Source organism: Pseudomonas sp. HP_14 (assembly GCF_055283875.1).
Genome location: NZ_JBTOQI010000001.1, coordinates 365553 through 383809 on the forward strand (window position 1 = coordinate 365553; position 18257 = coordinate 383809).

The 18257-nt window shown below is 54.4% G+C and carries 21 protein-coding genes and 1 tRNA gene; 11 read left to right on the forward strand and 11 right to left on the reverse strand.

Annotation, left to right across the window (positions count from 1 at the left end):
* Positions 1-14: 14 nt before the first annotated feature.
* Positions 15-953, forward strand: coding sequence for a carbohydrate kinase family protein (locus ACYASS_RS01535; protein WP_463584782.1), 939 nt, complete (start codon positions 15-17; stop codon positions 951-953).
* Between the two features lie 208 nt (positions 954-1161).
* On the opposite strand, the gene ACYASS_RS01540 is transcribed toward ACYASS_RS01535, so the two are convergent.
* From ACYASS_RS01540 to ACYASS_RS01555, 4 genes are all read right to left on the reverse strand, one after another.
* Positions 1162-1722 carry a hypothetical protein gene (locus ACYASS_RS01540; protein ID WP_463584783.1) on the reverse strand — a complete coding sequence of 187 codons (561 nt, stop codon included), beginning with the start codon at positions 1720-1722 and terminating at the stop codon, positions 1162-1164.
* Positions 1723-1892: 170 nt separating this feature from the next.
* Entirely contained in the window at positions 1893-4775 is a 2883-nt protein-coding gene (locus ACYASS_RS01545; RefSeq protein ID WP_463584784.1) for a sensor domain-containing phosphodiesterase, read from the reverse strand.
* Positions 4776-4979: 204 nt separating this feature from the next.
* Positions 4980-5174, reverse strand: a complete 195-nt coding sequence (locus ACYASS_RS01550) for a hypothetical protein (protein ID WP_463584785.1) — start codon at positions 5172-5174, stop codon at positions 4980-4982.
* Between the two features lie 56 nt (positions 5175-5230).
* The gene (locus ACYASS_RS01555; protein WP_463584786.1) at positions 5231-5440 is read right to left on the reverse strand and encodes a hypothetical protein; all 210 of its coding nucleotides are present in this window, start codon (positions 5438-5440) and stop codon (positions 5231-5233) included.
* Between the two features lie 527 nt (positions 5441-5967).
* Here ACYASS_RS01555 and ACYASS_RS01560 point away from each other — a divergent pair.
* Entirely contained in the window at positions 5968-6333 is a 366-nt protein-coding gene (locus tag ACYASS_RS01560) for an NUDIX hydrolase (protein WP_243246881.1), read from the forward strand.
* Positions 6334-6362: 29 nt separating this feature from the next.
* On the opposite strand, the gene ACYASS_RS01565 is transcribed toward ACYASS_RS01560, so the two are convergent.
* Together ACYASS_RS01565 and gvpU are read right to left on the reverse strand one after the other, a co-directional pair.
* Positions 6363-6794: a universal stress protein gene (locus ACYASS_RS01565; protein WP_463584787.1), complete on the reverse strand. Its 432-nt coding sequence runs from the start codon at positions 6792-6794 to the stop codon at positions 6363-6365.
* A 174-nt stretch (positions 6795-6968) separates the two neighbouring features.
* A complete protein-coding gene (gene gvpU, locus ACYASS_RS01570) occupies positions 6969-7436 on the reverse strand; it encodes a gas vesicle accessory protein GvpU (RefSeq protein WP_243246879.1) in 468 nt (155 codons plus the stop codon).
* Positions 7437-7677: 241 nt separating this feature from the next.
* Here gvpU and ACYASS_RS01575 point away from each other — a divergent pair, with 241 nt between their 5' ends.
* From ACYASS_RS01575 to ACYASS_RS01595, 5 genes are all read left to right on the forward strand, one after another.
* Complete coding sequence (locus tag ACYASS_RS01575) at positions 7678-8520, forward strand: hypothetical protein (protein ID WP_463584788.1); 843 nt, start codon at positions 7678-7680, stop codon at positions 8518-8520.
* A gap of 183 nt (positions 8521-8703) precedes the next feature.
* Positions 8704-9078 carry a hypothetical protein gene (locus ACYASS_RS01580; RefSeq protein ID WP_463584789.1) on the forward strand — a complete coding sequence of 125 codons (375 nt, stop codon included), beginning with the start codon at positions 8704-8706 and terminating at the stop codon, positions 9076-9078.
* A 117-nt stretch (positions 9079-9195) separates the two neighbouring features.
* Positions 9196-9444, forward strand: a complete 249-nt coding sequence (locus tag ACYASS_RS01585; protein ID WP_463584790.1) for a PLD nuclease N-terminal domain-containing protein — start codon at positions 9196-9198, stop codon at positions 9442-9444.
* Between the two features lie 162 nt (positions 9445-9606).
* Positions 9607-9819 carry a hypothetical protein gene (locus tag ACYASS_RS01590; protein WP_463584791.1) on the forward strand — a complete coding sequence of 71 codons (213 nt, stop codon included), beginning with the start codon at positions 9607-9609 and terminating at the stop codon, positions 9817-9819.
* A 615-nt stretch (positions 9820-10434) separates the two neighbouring features.
* Positions 10435-11490: an acyltransferase family protein gene (locus ACYASS_RS01595; protein ID WP_463584792.1), complete on the forward strand. Its 1056-nt coding sequence runs from the start codon at positions 10435-10437 to the stop codon at positions 11488-11490.
* 610 nt (positions 11491-12100) lie between these two features.
* On the opposite strand, the gene ACYASS_RS01600 is transcribed toward ACYASS_RS01595, so the two are convergent.
* Positions 12101-12177, reverse strand: a tRNA-Val gene (locus ACYASS_RS01600).
* 186 nt (positions 12178-12363) lie between these two features.
* Here ACYASS_RS01600 and ACYASS_RS01605 point away from each other — a divergent pair.
* A complete protein-coding gene (locus ACYASS_RS01605; protein WP_463584793.1) occupies positions 12364-13647 on the forward strand; it encodes an NAD(P)/FAD-dependent oxidoreductase in 1284 nt (427 codons plus the stop codon).
* Between the two features lie 17 nt (positions 13648-13664).
* Here the strand turns inward: ACYASS_RS01605 and ACYASS_RS01610 are convergent, their stop codons facing one another.
* A complete protein-coding gene (locus tag ACYASS_RS01610) occupies positions 13665-14351 on the reverse strand; it encodes a peptidase C39 family protein (RefSeq protein WP_243246869.1) in 687 nt (228 codons plus the stop codon).
* 194 nt (positions 14352-14545) lie between these two features.
* On the opposite strand from ACYASS_RS01610, the gene ACYASS_RS01615 reads away from it, so the two are divergent.
* Entirely contained in the window at positions 14546-14749 is a 204-nt protein-coding gene (locus tag ACYASS_RS01615; RefSeq protein WP_164666702.1) for a hypothetical protein, read from the forward strand.
* 93 nt (positions 14750-14842) lie between these two features.
* On the opposite strand, the gene ACYASS_RS01620 is transcribed toward ACYASS_RS01615, so the two are convergent.
* A complete protein-coding gene (locus tag ACYASS_RS01620; RefSeq protein ID WP_463584794.1) occupies positions 14843-15604 on the reverse strand; it encodes a TerC family protein in 762 nt (253 codons plus the stop codon).
* A gap of 32 nt (positions 15605-15636) precedes the next feature.
* On the reverse strand, positions 15637-15873 hold the full coding sequence (locus ACYASS_RS01625) for a hypothetical protein (protein WP_122663613.1): 237 nt from the start codon (positions 15871-15873) through the stop codon (positions 15637-15639).
* Positions 15874-16001: 128 nt separating this feature from the next.
* Here ACYASS_RS01625 and nhaR point away from each other — a divergent pair, with 128 nt between their 5' ends.
* Complete coding sequence (gene nhaR, locus ACYASS_RS01630; protein ID WP_463584795.1) at positions 16002-16904, forward strand: transcriptional activator NhaR; 903 nt, start codon at positions 16002-16004, stop codon at positions 16902-16904.
* 13 nt (positions 16905-16917) lie between these two features.
* Here the strand turns inward: nhaR and ACYASS_RS01635 are convergent, their stop codons facing one another.
* On the reverse strand, positions 16918-17427 hold the full coding sequence (locus ACYASS_RS01635; protein ID WP_243246866.1) for a DUF1993 domain-containing protein: 510 nt from the start codon (positions 17425-17427) through the stop codon (positions 16918-16920).
* A 154-nt stretch (positions 17428-17581) separates the two neighbouring features.
* On the opposite strand from ACYASS_RS01635, the gene ACYASS_RS01640 reads away from it, so the two are divergent.
* Positions 17582-18247, forward strand: coding sequence for a YceH family protein (locus tag ACYASS_RS01640; protein WP_463584796.1), 666 nt, complete (start codon positions 17582-17584; stop codon positions 18245-18247).
* Positions 18248-18257: the final 10 nt, after the last annotated feature.

Below are 18257 nucleotides of genomic sequence, written 5' to 3' on the forward strand. Positions count from 1 at the left end.
TTCAGGGAGCACCTATGTTTCTCGTTTGTGGCGAAGCACTGTTCGACTTCTTCAGCCAGCCCGACGGTGGCGGGCAACTCAACAAAATCGGCTTTCAGGCCATTGCGGGCGGCTCGCCATTCAACGTCGCTGTGGGTTTGCGGCGCTTGGGCGTAGACGCCGGACTGTTAGCTGGCCTTTCCACCGACTATCTAGGCCAGCGGCTGCGCAACGTGCTGGAGCACGAAGGGGTAAAACCCGATTACCTGATCAGCTTCGATGCACCCACCACGCTGGCTATGGTTGCAGTGGACGTCGATGGTTCGCCTCACTACAGTTTTCGCGGTGAGGGCTGTGCCGATCGCAAGTTGCAACTGGAACATCTGCCGGAGCTTGATCCGCAAGTGCGCGGCATTCATGTCGGTTCGTTTTCACTGGTGGTTCAGCCTGTCGCCGACACGCTGCTGGCACTGGTAACCCGAGAGAGCGGGAAACGGCTGATCACCCTCGACCCTAATGTGCGCCTCAACCCGGCACCCGATATCAGCCGTTGGCGCGAGCAGATCAGTGCTTTCGCCGAGCATGCTCACATCATCAAGGTCAGCGATGAGGACCTGAGCCTGCTTTACCCCGATAAAGATCCGCAGACCATCGCCCAAAGCTGGCTAAGCAAGCGCTGCCAGCTCGTGGTGCTGACCCAGGGAACTCAGGGTGCGACGGTCTTCACCCGCCAGCACGGTAGCTGGTCAGTGCCAGCACAAACCGTGAAAACTGCTGATACCGTGGGTGCGGGCGATACCTTCCAGGCTGCCTTGATAACCTTCCTGAGCGAGCGCGGGCTGGATGACCCGCTCAGCTTGCCAACCCTGCGCAAGGATACGGTTGATGAGATGCTCAAGTTCGCAGTACAGGCCGCCGCGCTGACCTGTACCAAAGTCGGGCCGGACTTGCCGTATCGGGATCAGTTGAAGTGAAGCAGATGTAGACTGCACGGCTGCAGGCTACTGGATTGAAATGCATTTTCTGTAGGAGCTGCCGAAGGCTGCGAAGCATCTATCCTGACGCATCGCAATCGCAGCCTTCGGCAGCTCCTACAGGTCTTACATGTGCCGCGAGACAGCGCCGTGCCAGGGGCACGGTGCGATCTCCTGCAGGCAGTCACCGGTATTTGTGATATCGGGTTTAAACCAGCGCCAAACGAGCCGCGAGGATTTTGCCGTTTACATCAGCGGTAGTCTGTTGCTGCTGCTCTTTCAAGGCTGTTTGAAGCTTGGTATCGACGTCTAGCTTTTGCTCAGGCGTCATGGCTTCATACTCTTCCTTACTAACACCGGTCAGTTGCTCACGCATCTTCTCTGCGGGCGTCAAGTCCATGTAGTCCTTGAACTCCTGCTGAGTCGACGTGAACTTCGATACCGCTTCGGCCACGTCCGCCTCGCTGGTGACCGCAGAATCACGGGCCGCGATGTTGCTGTCATTGGCTGCCGAGATAAACGACGGCTCAGCTTCGGTATCGGTCTTCTGCGTAGCAGTCTTCAGGCTGAGCAGCATTTTGGCGAAAGCTTCGTCATAAGCTCCGTTCTGCTGGCTGCCATTATTTTGCGCGATAGCATCCACGGCCGGGACAGGGCTGGCAGCCCCGACCGGTACCGAGAAGGCATCTGTGCTTACATCCTCTTGAGTCTTGCGACCCACCGCCTGAGAAACCAGGTGATGGAGCGCACTGATACTAGCGGTATTCATGCTCACCTCCTGTTGCCGATTGTGACGCCCAGCAAGTAGAGCAAGACCGATGCCACTTTGGTTGCCGCGCTGCAGGCCTTGGAACACAAAGGCTGTGGCTCGGCGGCTGTCTATTCAGGCGAGAGTAAACGGCAATCTACGGCCAGCATTGGCCGAGGTTTGCCGGTCCATCAGATATTTAGCTGCAGCTTGTCTTCCGGTAAAGGCACGGCGAAGAAATAGCCCTGAGCCTGACCTGCACCGATCTCACGTAGCAAGTCGAGGGTTGCCTGATCTTCAACACCTTCAGCCACCACCGTCAAATCGAGGGACTCCGCCATCCGCACGATTGCACGCACGATCGCCCGGCTACGAGCGCTGGTCGTCAGTTCAAGCGTAAACGACTTGTCGATTTTCAAGCCGCAGAAGTGATACTGATGGACGTAACTGAGGGACGAGAAACCTGCGCCAAAGTCGTCCAGAACCACCGTCATGCCATGGTCGGCAAGCTGTTTCATTGACTGCCTGGCCAATTCAGGCTCTGCAACCAGAGCCCCTTCGGTCAGCTCCAGGCAGATTCTGGAAGGTGCCACCTCGTAGTTCGCCAACAGCGTTAACACTTCTCCGGCAAATTCGGGTCGTGTGATGCTATAGCTGGAGCAGTTCACGTGCACGGTGGGCCAATGCCCATTGCCTGGCCGCGCAAGAATCTCCACGACGCAGCGCAACATGTACAAGTCCAGACGGCCAATCAGACGCAAGCCTTCCAGAGCCGGTAGAAACTGGCCCGGAGCGAGGATCTTGCCGTCGGGTTGACGCCAGCGGATAAGCGCCTCAAGGGCCAGCAGCTTGCCGGTGTTTACACACACAATCGGCTGGAAGTAGGGAATCAATTCGTCCGCACGCTTAAGGGCATTGCGCAAGGCGCCCTCGCGCTCGACCTGATCGGAGACTTCGCGACGCAACTCCTGATTGAACACCGCGTAGCTGTCACGTCCGCCGTTCTTGACCCGGTACATCGCCATATCAGCATCACGCAGCAAATCCGCCGGCATTTGATGAAACTGGCTGTCGGCGCCGACAACGCCGATGCTGCAGGATGAAAACACCGCATGACCATCGATGAAAAACGGCAAATCGAAAGCGGCAAGAATGCGCTCGGCAATCCCGATAGCAACTTCCAGCGGCGCACCTGCGGCCAGAACGGCAAACTCGTCACCGCCCAGACGTGCCAGCAAATCTGTTTCCCGCATGCAACCCCGCAGGCGGTCCGCAGCCTGAGTCAGCAGTTGATCGCCAAAATGGTGTCCCAGGCTGTCGTTCACCAGTTTGAAGCGGTCGAGGTCGATAAACATCACCCCCAGTTCGCTGCCATGATTACGAAACTCCAGCCATGCTGACTGCAGGCGTTGCTGCAAATGACTGCGGTTCGGCAAGCCGGTAAGCGAATCATGGGAGTTTTCATGCTGGAGCTTGGCGTTGGCGTAATCCAGCTCACGGGTTCTGTCCTGAACCCGTGCTTCCAGGCGCAGATTGGCGGTATGTACCGCTTCAGCTGCGCTACGCCGAGACAGCGCAGTGTCGATATGCCGGGAGACGAACGTCAGCAGCTCCTGATCGCGTAATGAGTAACGCACCAATGGCGAGTAACTTTGCACGGCCAGCACGCCACGCACGTCATTCCCGTCAAACAATGGAATGCCCAGCCATGACGAAGAGCGGATGCCTTCTCTGACCACTTCAATCTCACCGCAGCGCTCAAGCCTGATCGTTTCGTCCTGATCGATCAGGCAGGCGCGACGCTCTCGTATGACGTACTCGGTAAGGCCGCGCTGGCCCCGACGCGCAGCTGGCCGGGTGGCCTGGCGCTCATCCACGTAGTAGGGAAAAGTCACTTCTGCGGTAGACGTGTCAAACAGCGCAATATAGAAGTTGAGCGCGACCAGCAATTCTCCCACGATTAAATGCAGGCTGTGGAAGAGCTCAGCCATGTCGCCAGGCTGGCTGGAAAGTTCGGCAATCTGAAACAAGGCACTTTGTAAATGCTCGGCCCGCTCACGCTCGGCAACCTCCTGACGCAGCGCGTCATTGAGCGTCGAGAGCTCCTGGGTGCGGAGCATGACCGTCCGCTCAAGGTCGGCACGGTGCAGGATACGGTCCAACGCCATGGCAACATGACGAACCACGACCAGAAACAAAGCCCGGTCCTCGGCGCTGTAAACCCGGGATACGTCGTACACCTGCATGGCCAGCATGCCGAAGACTTCATCCGAGGCATTCTTCAGCGGCGCCCCCATCCAGAACTCCGGGCGATGCCCGACGCAGTAAAAGCGTTTCTGCATCCGTGCCCGTTCGATACCCGCAGCATCGACAAACAGTGGCTGGCCGCTGGTCAGGACATACCCGGTCATGGACAACCTTGAGTGGTCCAGGAACTCGTAAGCCTCGGACTCAAGCGCCTCTATGTCCGTGATGTCGATGTAGTACGGGTAGGTGATTTTGTCGCTGCCCGGATCGTAAAGCGCAAGATAGAAGTTCTCTGCGTCAATCAGCGAGGCAAGCTGATGATGCACCCCCTCCAGGAAAGCACTGCGATCGCGGGTCGAACTGGCCAGGTAGGTAATTTCATAGAGCACTCGCTGGGTAATCTGTGCCCGAGCCAATGCATCAACCTGCAGGCGGTTGCCAAGCCGTAGCGCGAGCGCGGCCAACTCGACATTGGCTGCCTCGCTTTGCGGCGCAACAAGCCAGGCAAGCACGCCTTCGCCCCTGCCCGCAGCCCAGCGCTGCAAACCGTATTCGCGACAGAAATCATCAAACCGGTCGTTGGCAACACTCACCGACCAACGCATCTGGCTTTCGCCGCGCCCTAGTAGGTGCATGGGGTCACCGACGGCGTACACCGCCCAGGGTATTTCCCCCATGCACTTCTGGATGGCGGCGAGGACCACTTCGATAGGTTCGCCGTCGCAATCCACGGCCGCGCCTTGCCCGGCACTGACCGGATAGCCACGAACAGGCTCGTTGCTGACACTCGATTGCGTTCGGTCAGGGGCCAAGGGCGGAACACTCATGAAAGCTCCAAAACCAGAGACAGCAGGCGCTTATCTTCGCGGCGCCTGCAAAACCGTGCAAGTGGCATATTCATATCAGCTGCAAGAAAGCCGCCAGATTTATCGGCGTGCACAGTTTAGCCTTGAGCGCGGCTTCAGACACCCTGCCTGTAGCTCAGCCTGTCAATAATCAGACAGAAGCGTTGATGACAGTAAAAAGAAGGGTTATTGGGCGGGAATCAAACGGATATCGGTAATCCCCAAGAGCCTGGCCTGAGCCAGCACCTCTTCAGGAGGCGCGGCGGCGTTTGGCATAGTCAGACCACTCTCCGCGTCGCCAAAGTGCAGTTGCAGCAGGTGCAAAGCAGCCATGTTCTCGGTGAGCACTTGCTCCGGCAACTCAAAAGAGTGTTCGCGCATGTACCCTTTGAATCGGTATGAAACGAGGTGGCGAAAAACCATGACCTTTCAAGCCTCTACCCGACAAGAGCATGGCCATAGATTTCGGAACGTCTGATAAAAGCACTCCAGCGGCCGAATGACAGGCTTTGCCGTGCGGTAGCAGCAACCCATACCGGTCCTGTAGTCTGGTGCGCCCCCACCATTCCCATCATCGCAGTGGTTGCGTCATTCAATTCGAACATCAATACGTTTGCTTGAGTGCTGAAATCATTGTGCATAGTCATGAGATAACCTTCTGGGCGATGGGACTGTCTGGACAAACAGCCCCTTGCAATGAATGTGACAGCGGGATAACCCAGATAGCCGCTACCTTCCGACAAGCGGTCTTTAATAAAGAATTTCTATCTCCATTCAGGACAAATAACTGCGCATAGTTTGACTGAGCGCCATTGACGCGCCCTCTTTTAGAGCGCGGTTTGAAAAAACTCATCAAATGTTCCCTACGCTACCGGCGGCCGGCTTTTCAAAACTCTTGAATAAATCGCGTCGCATGAGTTGTGACGGAGGCCACCCCCCTCATCATCAATGTGATAAAGCCCAATTATTTGAAGCCAGGCTTTTTATGCTCAAGCTTTACCCAACACTCGCCGAAATAGATAAGCAGGCAGAGGAAAATGGCACCATTCGTGCTTAAGACATTTTTGTGAAGTTTTTGTGACAATATGATTACCGAGACGTCTGATCACCTTCACAGATTGAAGTAATGCGCCCTCCATCAAGAGGGTCAGCATTTACATAAGGTGAACAAACCATGAAAGAACGGGCAACAGTGATCTGCAAACGCGACGGCAGGATTCTGTACGTGCGCAAGCCCAAATCCAAATGGGCCCTGCCTGGCGGCAAGATCGAGATGGGTGAAACGCCTGAACAGGCGGCCGTTCGAGAGCTGCGCGAGGAGACAGGGCTGCAGAATTTAGATCTGGTCTACCTGAATGAATATGAGAAAGACGACGTCACTCATTACATATTCATGGCGATAATTTCGTCATCAGCCAAACCAGAACCGCAAAATGAAATTGCCGCGTGCAAGTGGTCGCCAGTCAAAAACGTCAGCGACCTGAATGTCAGTGCTGCAACCAAATCGATTGTCAAATCGTTCGCCCGACAGGCCGTGTGACCGCCCCGCTCGCCGCCAGAGGGTGCTGACTACTTAATCAGCACTACGGGCACTGAAACCTCATGGATAACGCGATTGGCGACCGAACCCAGCAGCAGCCCACTGAAGCTTCCGAGACCTCGAGTCCCCATAACGACAGTGTCGCAACCCAACTGCTTGATAGCTGTATTCACCTGCTCAGCAACATTACCTAACGCCGCATGAGTTTTATGCGTCACGTCTGCGGCAGCCAGCATTAATGCGGCCTCCTTTAGCACTTTATCGGCCTCATCCAGGAGGCTATTGTTGATTTCCTCGATCATGCTCGCAGTGACGTAGTCGCCGTATACCACGGCGCCATGCTGAGCATTGATTACATGAACCTCAAGCGGGCTCGCACTGTCACCGGCACGCTCAATGACGTATTGAAGTGCACGTTTAGCGGGCTGCGAGCCATCATAAGCGACCAGAACGTTGCGCATGGCGTATCTCCCTTGGTGTGTAAACCAAGACTAGGCAGCCGCTGCCACCTGCGCCACCGCTAATAAGAGTTGAGTTGATCCAGCTCAATTTCTGAAGGGTTTTATCGAGGGGTATGGGGGATTCAGCGATAAAAAACCCCAACAAAAGCCGGGGTCTGATACTCATGAGTAAACTCAGGCTCTCGCCAGCAGACCAATGGTGAAGCCATCCACCGAGGCAATCTTGCCGCGCCACAGAACGCCTTCTGCGCAAATCGGACTCTGGTCACTTGAATAGGTCTTGCAATCCTTCAGATGGATGAAGTGAAAGGCTGTGGTTTCGTCCGCCGACTCTCCGGGGGTGAAAGACAAAATGATCTGCTTCATTGACTCATCAACACCGCCTTCGAACTGAGCCAACGGTGCTGCCATGTCCTCAGCTAACTGCCTGAAGTAGGTGTCGTGGGAGATCAACTGACCCGACACAAGGTTGCCGCCTACCGATAGCGTTATGCCAATTTCTACCGGAGTAGTCACAACAAACTTGACCAGAAATTGCAGCAACCAGTCTATTTGCTTGCCTTGATCCTTCAGATGCGCGATCAGCTCATCATACTTCACGTCCGAGGACGTGCCTGTGAGGCTCTGCTGTACTTCCGACATCGACTGCTCCTTGCCATGCAAGTTAATGAGCCTTAGCTATAGCTCAGATTCGCCAAAAGCGAAACCCGAGATTCCTCACCCTCCTGTGCGTCATGCGTTGAACCGCGTGCGTCAGGGCGTTAGTGCTTTCGCTTTAAGTAAGCGACTGTCAAGTGAAGATGAGTGTTCAGTCTGTGAATGACCTATCAGTACTGTTAATATTCGACATGGAATAGCAATTCGCCACAAAGACGAAGGATTTATGTTCGCGGTCAAAGAGATTTATCAGCAGTTTCCACACACATTCAAATATCTTGATGCCACATTTTTCCTGGTCGAGGCTCCCTCGGACGCCAAGCGTGACGCACTGTGCAATCTGGTTCGCGCACGGCGCTTCCCCGGCCTTGAGCGAGTCAGCGCACCACTGCAAGGTGTGGAGGACGAACTGTTCGCCAAGGCTCAGCCACTCGACAGTCTGAAGTCCCGGATCCGCGTCACACTGGGTCGCGCCAAGTCCGACGGCATGTATGACTGGCCAGTAGAGGAAGTATTGAATACCGTTGAGGCTTATCGTCGTGGCGCCCCGATAACCCCTCTTGCAGGGTTTGGCTACAGCAAATCAACGCTTGGGATCACCCAGGAATATTTCATCCTTACTGAATTACTCAATGAACACGTTAACGGTATAACGTGGCTCGAGTCAGCACCCGAACAGATCGTGTCCTTCATCAAGCTTTCATTTAGCCTGCTGCGATCCTTGCATGAAAAACAGATAACCCACATGGACTTCTGGGCGAATAATGTCATGATCAACCTGGCCCCGGAAGGCGAGCCGATGGCGATAGACCTGGAGAACTGCTTCCCCCAGACCTCTCTCTATTTCAGCGAAACACTGGCGTTTCAATTCGGTTTTTTCTACAAACGAGATATTTATCGCTTTATCACTGAAGCGCATTATGACCATCTGGTAGCCGATGAACTTGCCACGTACACGTCCATTGACCATGAGGCGTTCGAAAACGTCTACAAGCTCAGCAAATACGAAAAAATTGGCAGGAAGGACCGCCGCGAGATATTCCTGAGGGGCACTGTCGTTACCGGCTGATCCCCTCCCGGTCGCGTCACCGCCTCCAATATCGACTATCCGAAAAGATCGATTGAGCGCTAAGAGTTACTCAATCGAATAGCATTTCTCAGTAAGTGCCCTCATTACCGATCGCCCCCCCCTTCGCAGCGCCAGATAATGGCAATATAGTACTGCGCAACCAGAATTTACGGGGCGGAGCCTATGAACAGGAAAAAATACGCGATCGTCCCCGTACCTTTGCTCGAACGCTTGACGGCGCCCCTGACGCACACCGTGACGGACTCTTCCAGCGCAGTGCTGGACCTGCAGGAATTACTTGCCAAGCCAACCGAACTGCCACTGACACCTGACCTACGGTTCATCTTAGGCAGACCCAATTTCGGATGCCAGCCGACTGCGCAGGTGCTGCGAAGGTTGGGCCACCCTATCGCGGAACGGGCCGAAGACGAGCAGGCAGCGACCATCCACTGGCTCCTTAACCACTACTTGCGAGACCCGCTGAACTGGCGGAAAAACTCGCTTGAAGAGTTTGATGCAGCTGCCCGGTTGCTGAAAAATACCGAAGGCTACCTCTAGCCAGCGCAACCCGCCACCTCAGGTGCGAGGCTTACCCCTACCACTCTATCCAATAGCAGATTGAACCCTTGCAGCGCGGTCGTGACTAAACAGTAACGACCAAGGGAGAGCAACGCTATGGGTAATTCAGAGAGTTGGAATGTACTGGCGGCAATTATGAATATGCCCCTGTTGTGGATCATATTCGCGACCATCCTGGTGATAGTCGAGTTTTTGGTAGTCATGCGGATCGTCAAAAGCGAAGGCAGCCGAGAAAGCAAATGCCTCTGGATCCTGGCGCTGGTCTTCGTTCCTGTTGTGGGGCTGATTGCATGGATCATTGCAGGGCCGAAGACCAAAACCGTACGCTCGGAATCTCGTGGCTAATTCCATAACCCGCTCTTACCCCGCTCGTCCGAGCGGCCAGCACTCTGGCGCAGCGCTTGCAGCAGGCGTCAGCAACCACAGCAAACAGACGTAATTTTGACGTGGCAGTCAATTTACTAAAGCTCAAGGACGCAGCGATGCGCCGGGACCAGGAGACGCACAGTGTCAACTCTCAGTGAAATCGCAGCGAACCATGCGAAAGCAGCCAAACCACTGGATGCAGAGTCGGCCATTTCAAAGGCGCCATGCTCCCTGCATTCGAACGATTGTAACGACAGCAATGACGAGCATGATCAGGTGCCGCCATACGCCATCGCTGCGCTCACCGAGCGGAGGGTTACAGCGCTGTTCAGCGTTGCGGTCAACACTGACTGAATCCCATGCCTCGAGTTACTACAGCATGTCGACAGTGCTTGCCCTGCGCTGAAATGCATGCTTCTCGGGGCTGAAGAGATATAGGTGGCGAGTACCAGCAATAGTCCCGCCAACACACAATCAGAACACTGCAAGCTGATAGACATGCGCAGCGAAGTCAATCAAACGAAACGTGCTGCGCACAAAACTGGCGTAAGCCAACGCCAGGCTCTCAAAAACTGCCTACAAGCGACCGCCGAGGGCTGGGCACGCACAAATGTCCTGCAGCCTGAACCAGTTCGCGGGACATTTCCTTCGCCCCGGACAGGAACGGATAATTCGGATCATTCCTGTTCCAGCAGTTGTACTGTCGGGCTTATGTAGGAGTCGGTGTAACCCTCACCCCACCAATCCGGCTGGCCGTTAATCGATTCCGAACGCTCCAGCCACAGCGATCTGACCTGCGTGCTTCTCCCCATTACGCGCGGATCAATACATCGCGATATTCTTCAATCACGGTCATATCTTTCCCAAAAAAAATCGCCAAATACCGTTGAAGGTTGTGGCCCTGGCTTACCTACGGTCAAGACATAGATGGCGTAGTGCGTTATTCCGCGACATGGTAGTATATCGAACATGAGAAGCAATCCATATAAAGCAGGAAGCATGATAGGATCAATACAGTTACTTAGAGCATTCGCGGCATGGATTGTGGTATTCCATCACTATGTACAAATATTTTATGGATTCGGCACACCTTCGCCGATAAGGAGTTTCCTAGCGAACTATGGAGCAATAGGAGTTGATATATTTTTCATAATAAGCGGATTTGTCATATATTCATCTTCAACAAAAAAACACCCGACACCATTTGAATTTGCAAAACAGCGGCTCTTTCGAATTCTCCCGGCTTACTGGGTATTCACACTCATCGTAGCCCTAAGCGTAAGCGCCGTGCCCTACATATTATTTTATGCAACCTACGACACTGAATTCTTGCTTAAAAGTATGTTTTTCGTGCCCGCTCAAAATCCCGCTGGCATCGGACTGCTACCCCTCGTAACCGTGGGATGGACACTGAACTACGAAATCGCGTTTTACGCCATATTCTTTATGGCGCTCTACGCGCCAAAAAAACTGTTGATTCCTATTGTTTTCATAGGTGTTTTTGCGCTGCAATATCTGGTACCGAAGCTTGGCGGCGCATTTACATTTTATGGCCTGCCTCTTGTATACGAGTTTCTGCTTGGCATGATTGTCGGGGCGATAAATAATGCCGGCGCGATCAAAAAAATCTCATCACCTTTCGCACTACTCATGATTATTGGATCAACCGGAATTATATGGAGGAGCGGCAGTGCTGCACATAACCTGCTCCACACAGGACTGCCTTGCGCCCTTATCGTCACTGCGTTTATTTCCCTGAACAAATACCTCGGCAATTTTTTCGTGTTAAATCGTTTAGGTGATTGGTCATATTCAACCTATCTGTGTCATCCAATAATCACATACGCAGTTCTTTACCAATACAAGCAGGGGGTCATCAGCGAGGAGGCTTCTCTTTTGTTGGTTTGTGCCGGAACTGCAGCAGTGTCTTGGGTTTCATATAATTTTATAGAGCGCCCCATCGCCAGACTGGCTAAACCAAGAAACGACAGCGCGCCCGAGGATAAACCCAGACTCCCGACATGATATGTATGCTCAGGCAGGAACTACCGGGTGGCCTGCGCGGACGGTTCTGAACACCTCGACCATGACTTCATGCCCAAAAAATTTGGCCACGACCACGGAGTAACTCCTGGTCCTGGTCAGCTTGTCTGATGAGTGCATTTGACGGCTTTTAAAACTCGCCTCTAAGGTTCCGGCGCATTTATTATCCGGAAGTTCAGCCACCCTTACTCCAATCGGCCAACAACTCATTCGAAGTGAAGGGTTAGCATCAGAATCCCCCTCGCATAGAGCCTGGCAAGCTCAGAGGACACTCCGTCAAGCAACGGGTCAATCTCAACCCCTGAATCAGGGACTCCATTACAAGCTTGGCTTTACGAACAACAGAAATTTTCGCAGGAGCAAATCCAGGCACTACCGAGTCATGCGGACGAGAAGATGACGCAGCATTATCAGGATGGGCATGACGAGAAGAAAATCGAGTACGTCGAGGTGGGTGCCGAATTGGCATTCTGAGTGGGGGTTTTGCAAAAATTTTGCAAAAGTTTTGCAAATCCATTTTAGAAACGGACAACAAAAAAGGGCCCACCTTTCGGTGAGCCCTTCTGTACCGGCAGCAGGACCGGATTTTGTTTGGTAGGCGCGACTGGACTCGAACCAGCGACCCCCACCATGTCAAGGTGGTGCTCTAACCAACTGAGCTACGCGCCTGCTGTGGGTCGGCATTCTACGGATATTGGAATGTGTGTCAACACCTTTTTTCGCGCTAACTCCATGAATATGCGAATTTTTTCGCTATCGGCGATTTGTCTCTTTGTTTGATCACTGGCTGGTGGAGATTTTTTATCTCGGGTAGGATCTGAACCTTCGTAAAAAATATTAAACGGAGGTTGAAGGATGGCGAACACTCCTTATCCGCATTCCTATTACGCCGCTTCGGCCAATCCGGTACCGGACCGCCCGCAGTTGCAGGGTGATGTGGAAACTGACGTTTGTATCATTGGTGCTGGCTATACCGGTTTGTCCAGCGCCCTGTTCTTGCTGGAGCATGGATTCAAAGTCACCGTACTCGAAGCTGCCAAGGTTGGCTTTGGCGCTTCTGGCCGCAATGGCGGGCAGATCGTTAACAGTTACAGCCGAGATATTGACGTGATTGAGCGCTCCGTCGCCCCCCGGGAGGCGCAACTGCTTGGTCAAATGGCGTTCGAAGGCGGCGCAATCATCCGCGAGCGTGTTGCGAAGTATCAGATTCAGTGCGACTTGAAAGACGGCGGAGTATTTGCCGCCATTACTGACAAGCAGATGGGGCACCTGGAAGCGCAGAAGCGCTTGTGGGAACGCTACGGCCACACTCAGTTGGAACTGCTGGATAAGCGTCGCATGCGCGAAGTAGTCGCGTCGGATCAATACATAGGTGGCATGCTCGATATGAGCGGTGGCCATATTCACCCGCTCAATCTCGCGCTCGGTGAAGCCGCCGCAGTGGAGTCGCTGGGTGGCGTCATCCATGAACAATCTGCAGCCGTACGAATAGAGCGCGGCCCTACCCCGGTTGTTCATACGCAATCAGGCAGCGTCAAAGCACGCTTTGTGATCGTCGCCGGGAACGCATATCTGGGCAATCTGGTGCCAGAACTGGCAGCGAAGTCCATGCCCTGCGGTACTCAGGTCATTACAACTGAACCCCTGAGTGACGAGTTGGCGAGAACGCTGCTGCCTCAGGATTACTGCGTCGAGGATTGCAACTACCTGCTGGATTATTATCGACTGTCCGCAGACAAGCGCCTGATTTTCGGGGGCGGTGTAGTTTACGGCGCACGCGATCCGGCGAACATTGAGGCGATCATCCGCCCGAAAATGCTCAAGGCATTTCCGCAACTCAAGGACGTGAAAATTGACTACGCATGGACGGGCAACTTCCTGCTGACTCTGTCGCGACTGCCGCAAGTGGGCCGATTGGGTGACAACATCTACTACTCTCAGGGCTGTAGTGGCCACGGAGTGACGTACACCCACCTGGCTGGCAAGGTATTGGCCGAGGCTTTACGTGGGCAGGCAGAACGCTTTGACGCGTTCGCCGGTTTGCCACATTACCCTTTCCCCGGCGGACAGTTGCTGCGCACACCCCTTACGGCACTGGGCGCCTGGTATTACAGCCTTCGAGACAAGCTTGGCTTCTAACCCGACGCGACAGCTGATCAGCGGCTTTTAAGTGTCTTGATAGCTTCGCCAGCGGCCTGCTCTTGCCCTGCCTGAGCCAGGTCGTTGGCTGCCTTCGACCAGCGCTGCTCATCGAGATTGGCAGGCAGCTGGCGCGGGTTCTGAATCAGCACAGCCCAACTGCCGGTCTTTTCCCAAGCCGAGGCAAAGCTGCTGAAACTCATCAGCAAATGTCGATTCATGCCAGCGTGGAGCAACACGGTCTGCTTGTTGCGGTTGTAGCCGACAAGCACGCCGTAACGCGGCTCGGTGAAGATCGCCCCCTCAGCGAATCGCACCATCACCGGATAACCTGCCGATACCTGCGTCAGCAACGACTGCAGCCCACTGTCCAGCGGGTACACCAGAAACCCGTACTGCCGCGCCACTTGCTGCATATTTTGTTCTAGCTTGCTCTCGCCGCCTGGTAATTGCAGGGATTTGTCCAATAGCCCGGGGGTTATCTGCACCCGCTGATAAGACAGCATGCTGGCCAGTGCGCCGGGACCACTCTGGTAGGCGTTACCACGGAAGAACGGGACGTTGTTGAGCTCGACGCGGTCCGGGAGGCGTTTAATTTCAGGGCTCAAGGCCGAGGCACAACCGCCAAGGGTAAGGACAACCGCAATGACCGCGCCTAAACGCTTGAGGCCAGCGACACGAGACAGAGGAAATACCGGCGACATTTTTACTCACTTCAACAAGCGCCGGACAACCCACGGCCCGGCTCGGACGACGATAATAGGACGCGTCAGGTGCGGGGTATACCTCAATGTGCAGTCTTCAGCCGCACATAGATCAAATCGATCATGAAGCTTCGACCATTGGTCAACTAACGGAAACATGCCACGTACTAGACTGTCGATTACAAGGACCGCAAATGAAAAGCAGGGTCCGTGGAGGACGTATGAGCCTGGAAATGACAATCGTGATGCTGATCGCCGCATGGCTGGCTGTTGCCACCGCCATGCTCTGGGGTGTGATGCGTATTTCCCGTCGTCATCATCACCATCGCAGTGTTGAACCCGCAGCAGCCAAACCCTTGAAGCCAATCAAGGGCCGACGGCACGTTCCGGCCCATTGAGCGAGCCTGATTGGTTATCTCAAATAAAGCGGCCGGTATGGACATTGCCCATACCGGCCGCTTGTTTTTCAGGCTGGCAATCGAACCTGGCTATTACGCCTTGGACGCTTGAGCTGCTGCTTCTTTTTTCATCTTGGCCTTACGCGCCCACAGATTCAGGACCTCAATCAAGGCCGAGAAAGCCATCGCCGCATAGATGTAGCCTTTTGGTACGTGAGCACCGAAACCTTCTGCGATCAGCGTCATGCCGATCATGATCAGGAAGCCCAGCGCCAACATCACCACACTCGGGTTGTCATTGATGAACTTGGCCAGCGGCTCGGCAGCGACCAGCATCACAACCACAGCCGATACCACCGCAATGATCATGATTGGCAAATGTTCGGTCATGCCAACAGCGGTAATAATGCTGTCGATCGAGAACACCAGGTCCAGTACCAGAATCTGACTAATCGCCGCACCCATGCTCAGGGTGATGGTTGTATCCAGCTTCTGCTCTTCCTCGGTCTTTACATCAACGCTGTGGTGAATCTCGGTCGTAGCCTTCCAGACCAGGAACAGACCACCTGCAATCAGGATCATGTCCTTCCATGAGAACACCTGCCCCAGGATCTCGATGACAGGTTCAGTAAGCTGCACGATCCAGGCAACGGTGCTGAGTAAGCCCAGACGCAGGAACAACGCCATACCAATACCCAGGCGACGTGCCTTTTGCTGCTGATGAGCCGGCAGCTTGTTGGTCAAGATGGAGATGAAAATCAGGTTATCGATGCCCAGCACGACTTCCATGACCACAAGGGTAGCCAAGGCAATCCAGGCAGCTGGACTTGAAGCGAGTTCTAACAGGTATTCCATGTGTATTGCCCTGATTCAGTCAGTAGATAAGGTCAGATTTCTTGCTTGCTTTCGTCGTCTTTCTGCTCAGCTTTGGGCTGCGCCATGGACAGATCCTGTTTGGCATCATCCAGGGCTTGTGTTGCGGCCTTGTGAGTATCGTCGATTGCTTGCTTGGCTGAATCAGCCGCAGTGCTCAACAGTTGTTTACTGGATGTTTCAATCTGGTCACAGCCTGCCATAACCATGAGGGGTACAGCTAGCAACACTGCGTAAAGAGGTTTGATCATCTGAAGCCTCGAAAATGAACCGGTCGATACTTCTCCGGCGATAGGCCAGCATTCTAGAGAGATCAGATCATCAGGAAAATTCGTATTTTTAAGCTGTATACTTCGGCGAAACCGAATCGAGAACGCCCATGCTTAACTATCGTCAACTGCATTACTTTTGGGTGGTAGCTAAAACCGGCAGCATTGTGCGGGCTTGCGATCAGTTGAACCTCACCGCACAGACCATCAGCGGCCAGATCAGCCTGCTTGAGCAATCGCTGGGCGTCGACCTGTTTCAGAGGGTCGGCCGGCAGCTTGAGCTTACCGAAGCCGGGCGCCTCACCCTGCCCTACGCCGAACAGATGTTCCAGCTTGGCAACGAATTGGAGTCGGTGTTACGGGCTCAGCCGGATGAGCAGCAAATACTGTTCCGCGTCGGGGTCGCTGACGTGGTGCCGAAGTCGATTGTGTACAGACTTATTGCGCCAACAATGGAATTGAGTGAGCCAATTCGCATTACCTGCCGCGAGGACAAACTCGAACGATTGCTTGCAGACCTGGCTATCCAGCGCCTTGATCTGGTGATATCCGACAGCCCTATGCCCTCGCATCTGGATATCAAAGGCTACAGCCAGAAGCTGGGCGAATGCGGAATCAGCTTTTTCGCCACTGCGGAGCTTTCAGAGCGTTACGGGCAGAATTTTCCGTTCGGTATGCAAGGTGCCCCCTTGTTGATTCCCGGCCAGGAGACGGTGGTGCGCAGTCGGCTGATGCGCTGGTTCGCGGAGCTTAAAGTCCAGCCAAGGATTGTCGGGGAATTCGATGACAGCGCGCTGATGAAGGCATTCGGCAAGTCAGGCAGCGGCATATTCGTCGCCCCCAGCGTGATTGCCGATGAGGTCCAGGCGCAATATGGCGTGCAGCTACTCGGCCAGACAGATGCCGTGACCGAGTCTTTTTACGCCATTTCAGTAGAGCGCAAGGTCAAGCACCCGGGCATCGTTGCGATTACCGAAGGTGCCAGACAGAAGCTATTCACCGATGCGGCTTAAACGCGCATAAGACTTAAACAGTACCCATGAAGTCGCGCTTGCCGATCTCGATGCCATTGTGGCGCAACAGGTCGTAGGCGGTAGTCACGTGGAAGAAAAACTGCGGCAGGCTGTAGCTGAGCAAGTAAGTCTGGCCAGTGAAGCGCTTTTCCTTGGGGGTACCGGGACGCAGGATGATTTCGATCCCTTCGTTGCCGTCGATCTGTTCCGGTTTGATGCTACCGATGAAAGCCAGCGTTTTCGCCAGCAGCTCCTGCAGCTCCGCAAAGCTGGTTTCAGTGTCGTCATACTTGGGCATTTCAATCTGAGCCAAGCGCGCTGATGCGCCTTTGGCGAAGTCCACAGCGATCTGAACCTGACGAGTAAAGTTGAGCATGTCCGGGTACAGACGGGCCTGCAGCAAAGCTTCAGGCTGGATATTTTTCTGTGCGGCGTGGGCTTCAGCTTTGGTCAGGATCTGGCTCAACGCGGTGAGCATTTGCTGGAAAACCGGAACGGAAGCAGCGTACAGGGAAATAGTCATGACAAGTCCTTTAAAGAAAGTGGCTGATTATAGGCATGTCAGCCCGACCGTGCTGTGCCTGTTTATGGCTAACGTGCGCAGCCCGAAGTTGCTGCTGGAAATAATCCCTCGCAGCCCATAGGCTATCTGCCCGTCATTGCCTATGGAAAGCGCCATGTCCACAGAACAGTCCGCAAGCAATCCGTCCGAGCAACCGGATGCGCTGAACCTGAGCAGCACCGAGGTGCGTATTTTGGGCTGTCTGATCGAAAAGCAGGCAACCAGTCCGGAAACCTACCCACTGACGCTGAATGCGCTGGTCACTGCCTGCAATCAAAAAACCAGTCGTGATCCGGTGATGAACCTCAATCCCGGCCCCGTTGGTCAAAGCCTGCGTGCCCTGGAGGGCCGTGGTCTGGTTCGGCTGGTGATGGGGAGTCGCGCTGATCGCTGGGAGCAACGTGTCGATAAAACCCTGGAACTGGTGCCAGCCCAGGTGATTCTGACCGGCCTCTTGCTGCTGCGCGGTCCGCAGACGGTCAATGAACTGCTGACCCGCAGTAACCGGATGCATGACTTCGAAGACACCGAGCAGGTCATCCATCAACTTGAGCGGTTAATCGCCAGAAATCTGGCGATCCTCCTGCCACGCCAGTCAGGCCAGCGGGAGGACCGCTATATGCACACCCTGGGCAATGCGGATGACCTGCAGGAAATCCTCACGGCGCGGCAAAACCAGCCTAACCATTCACCCTCTGCGAACACTGCCTCGGCCGAACGACTGGACGAACTCGAAGCCCGCATTGCGGCACTGGAAGAGCGTCTGGCCAAGCTCGAATAATACTGCGGAC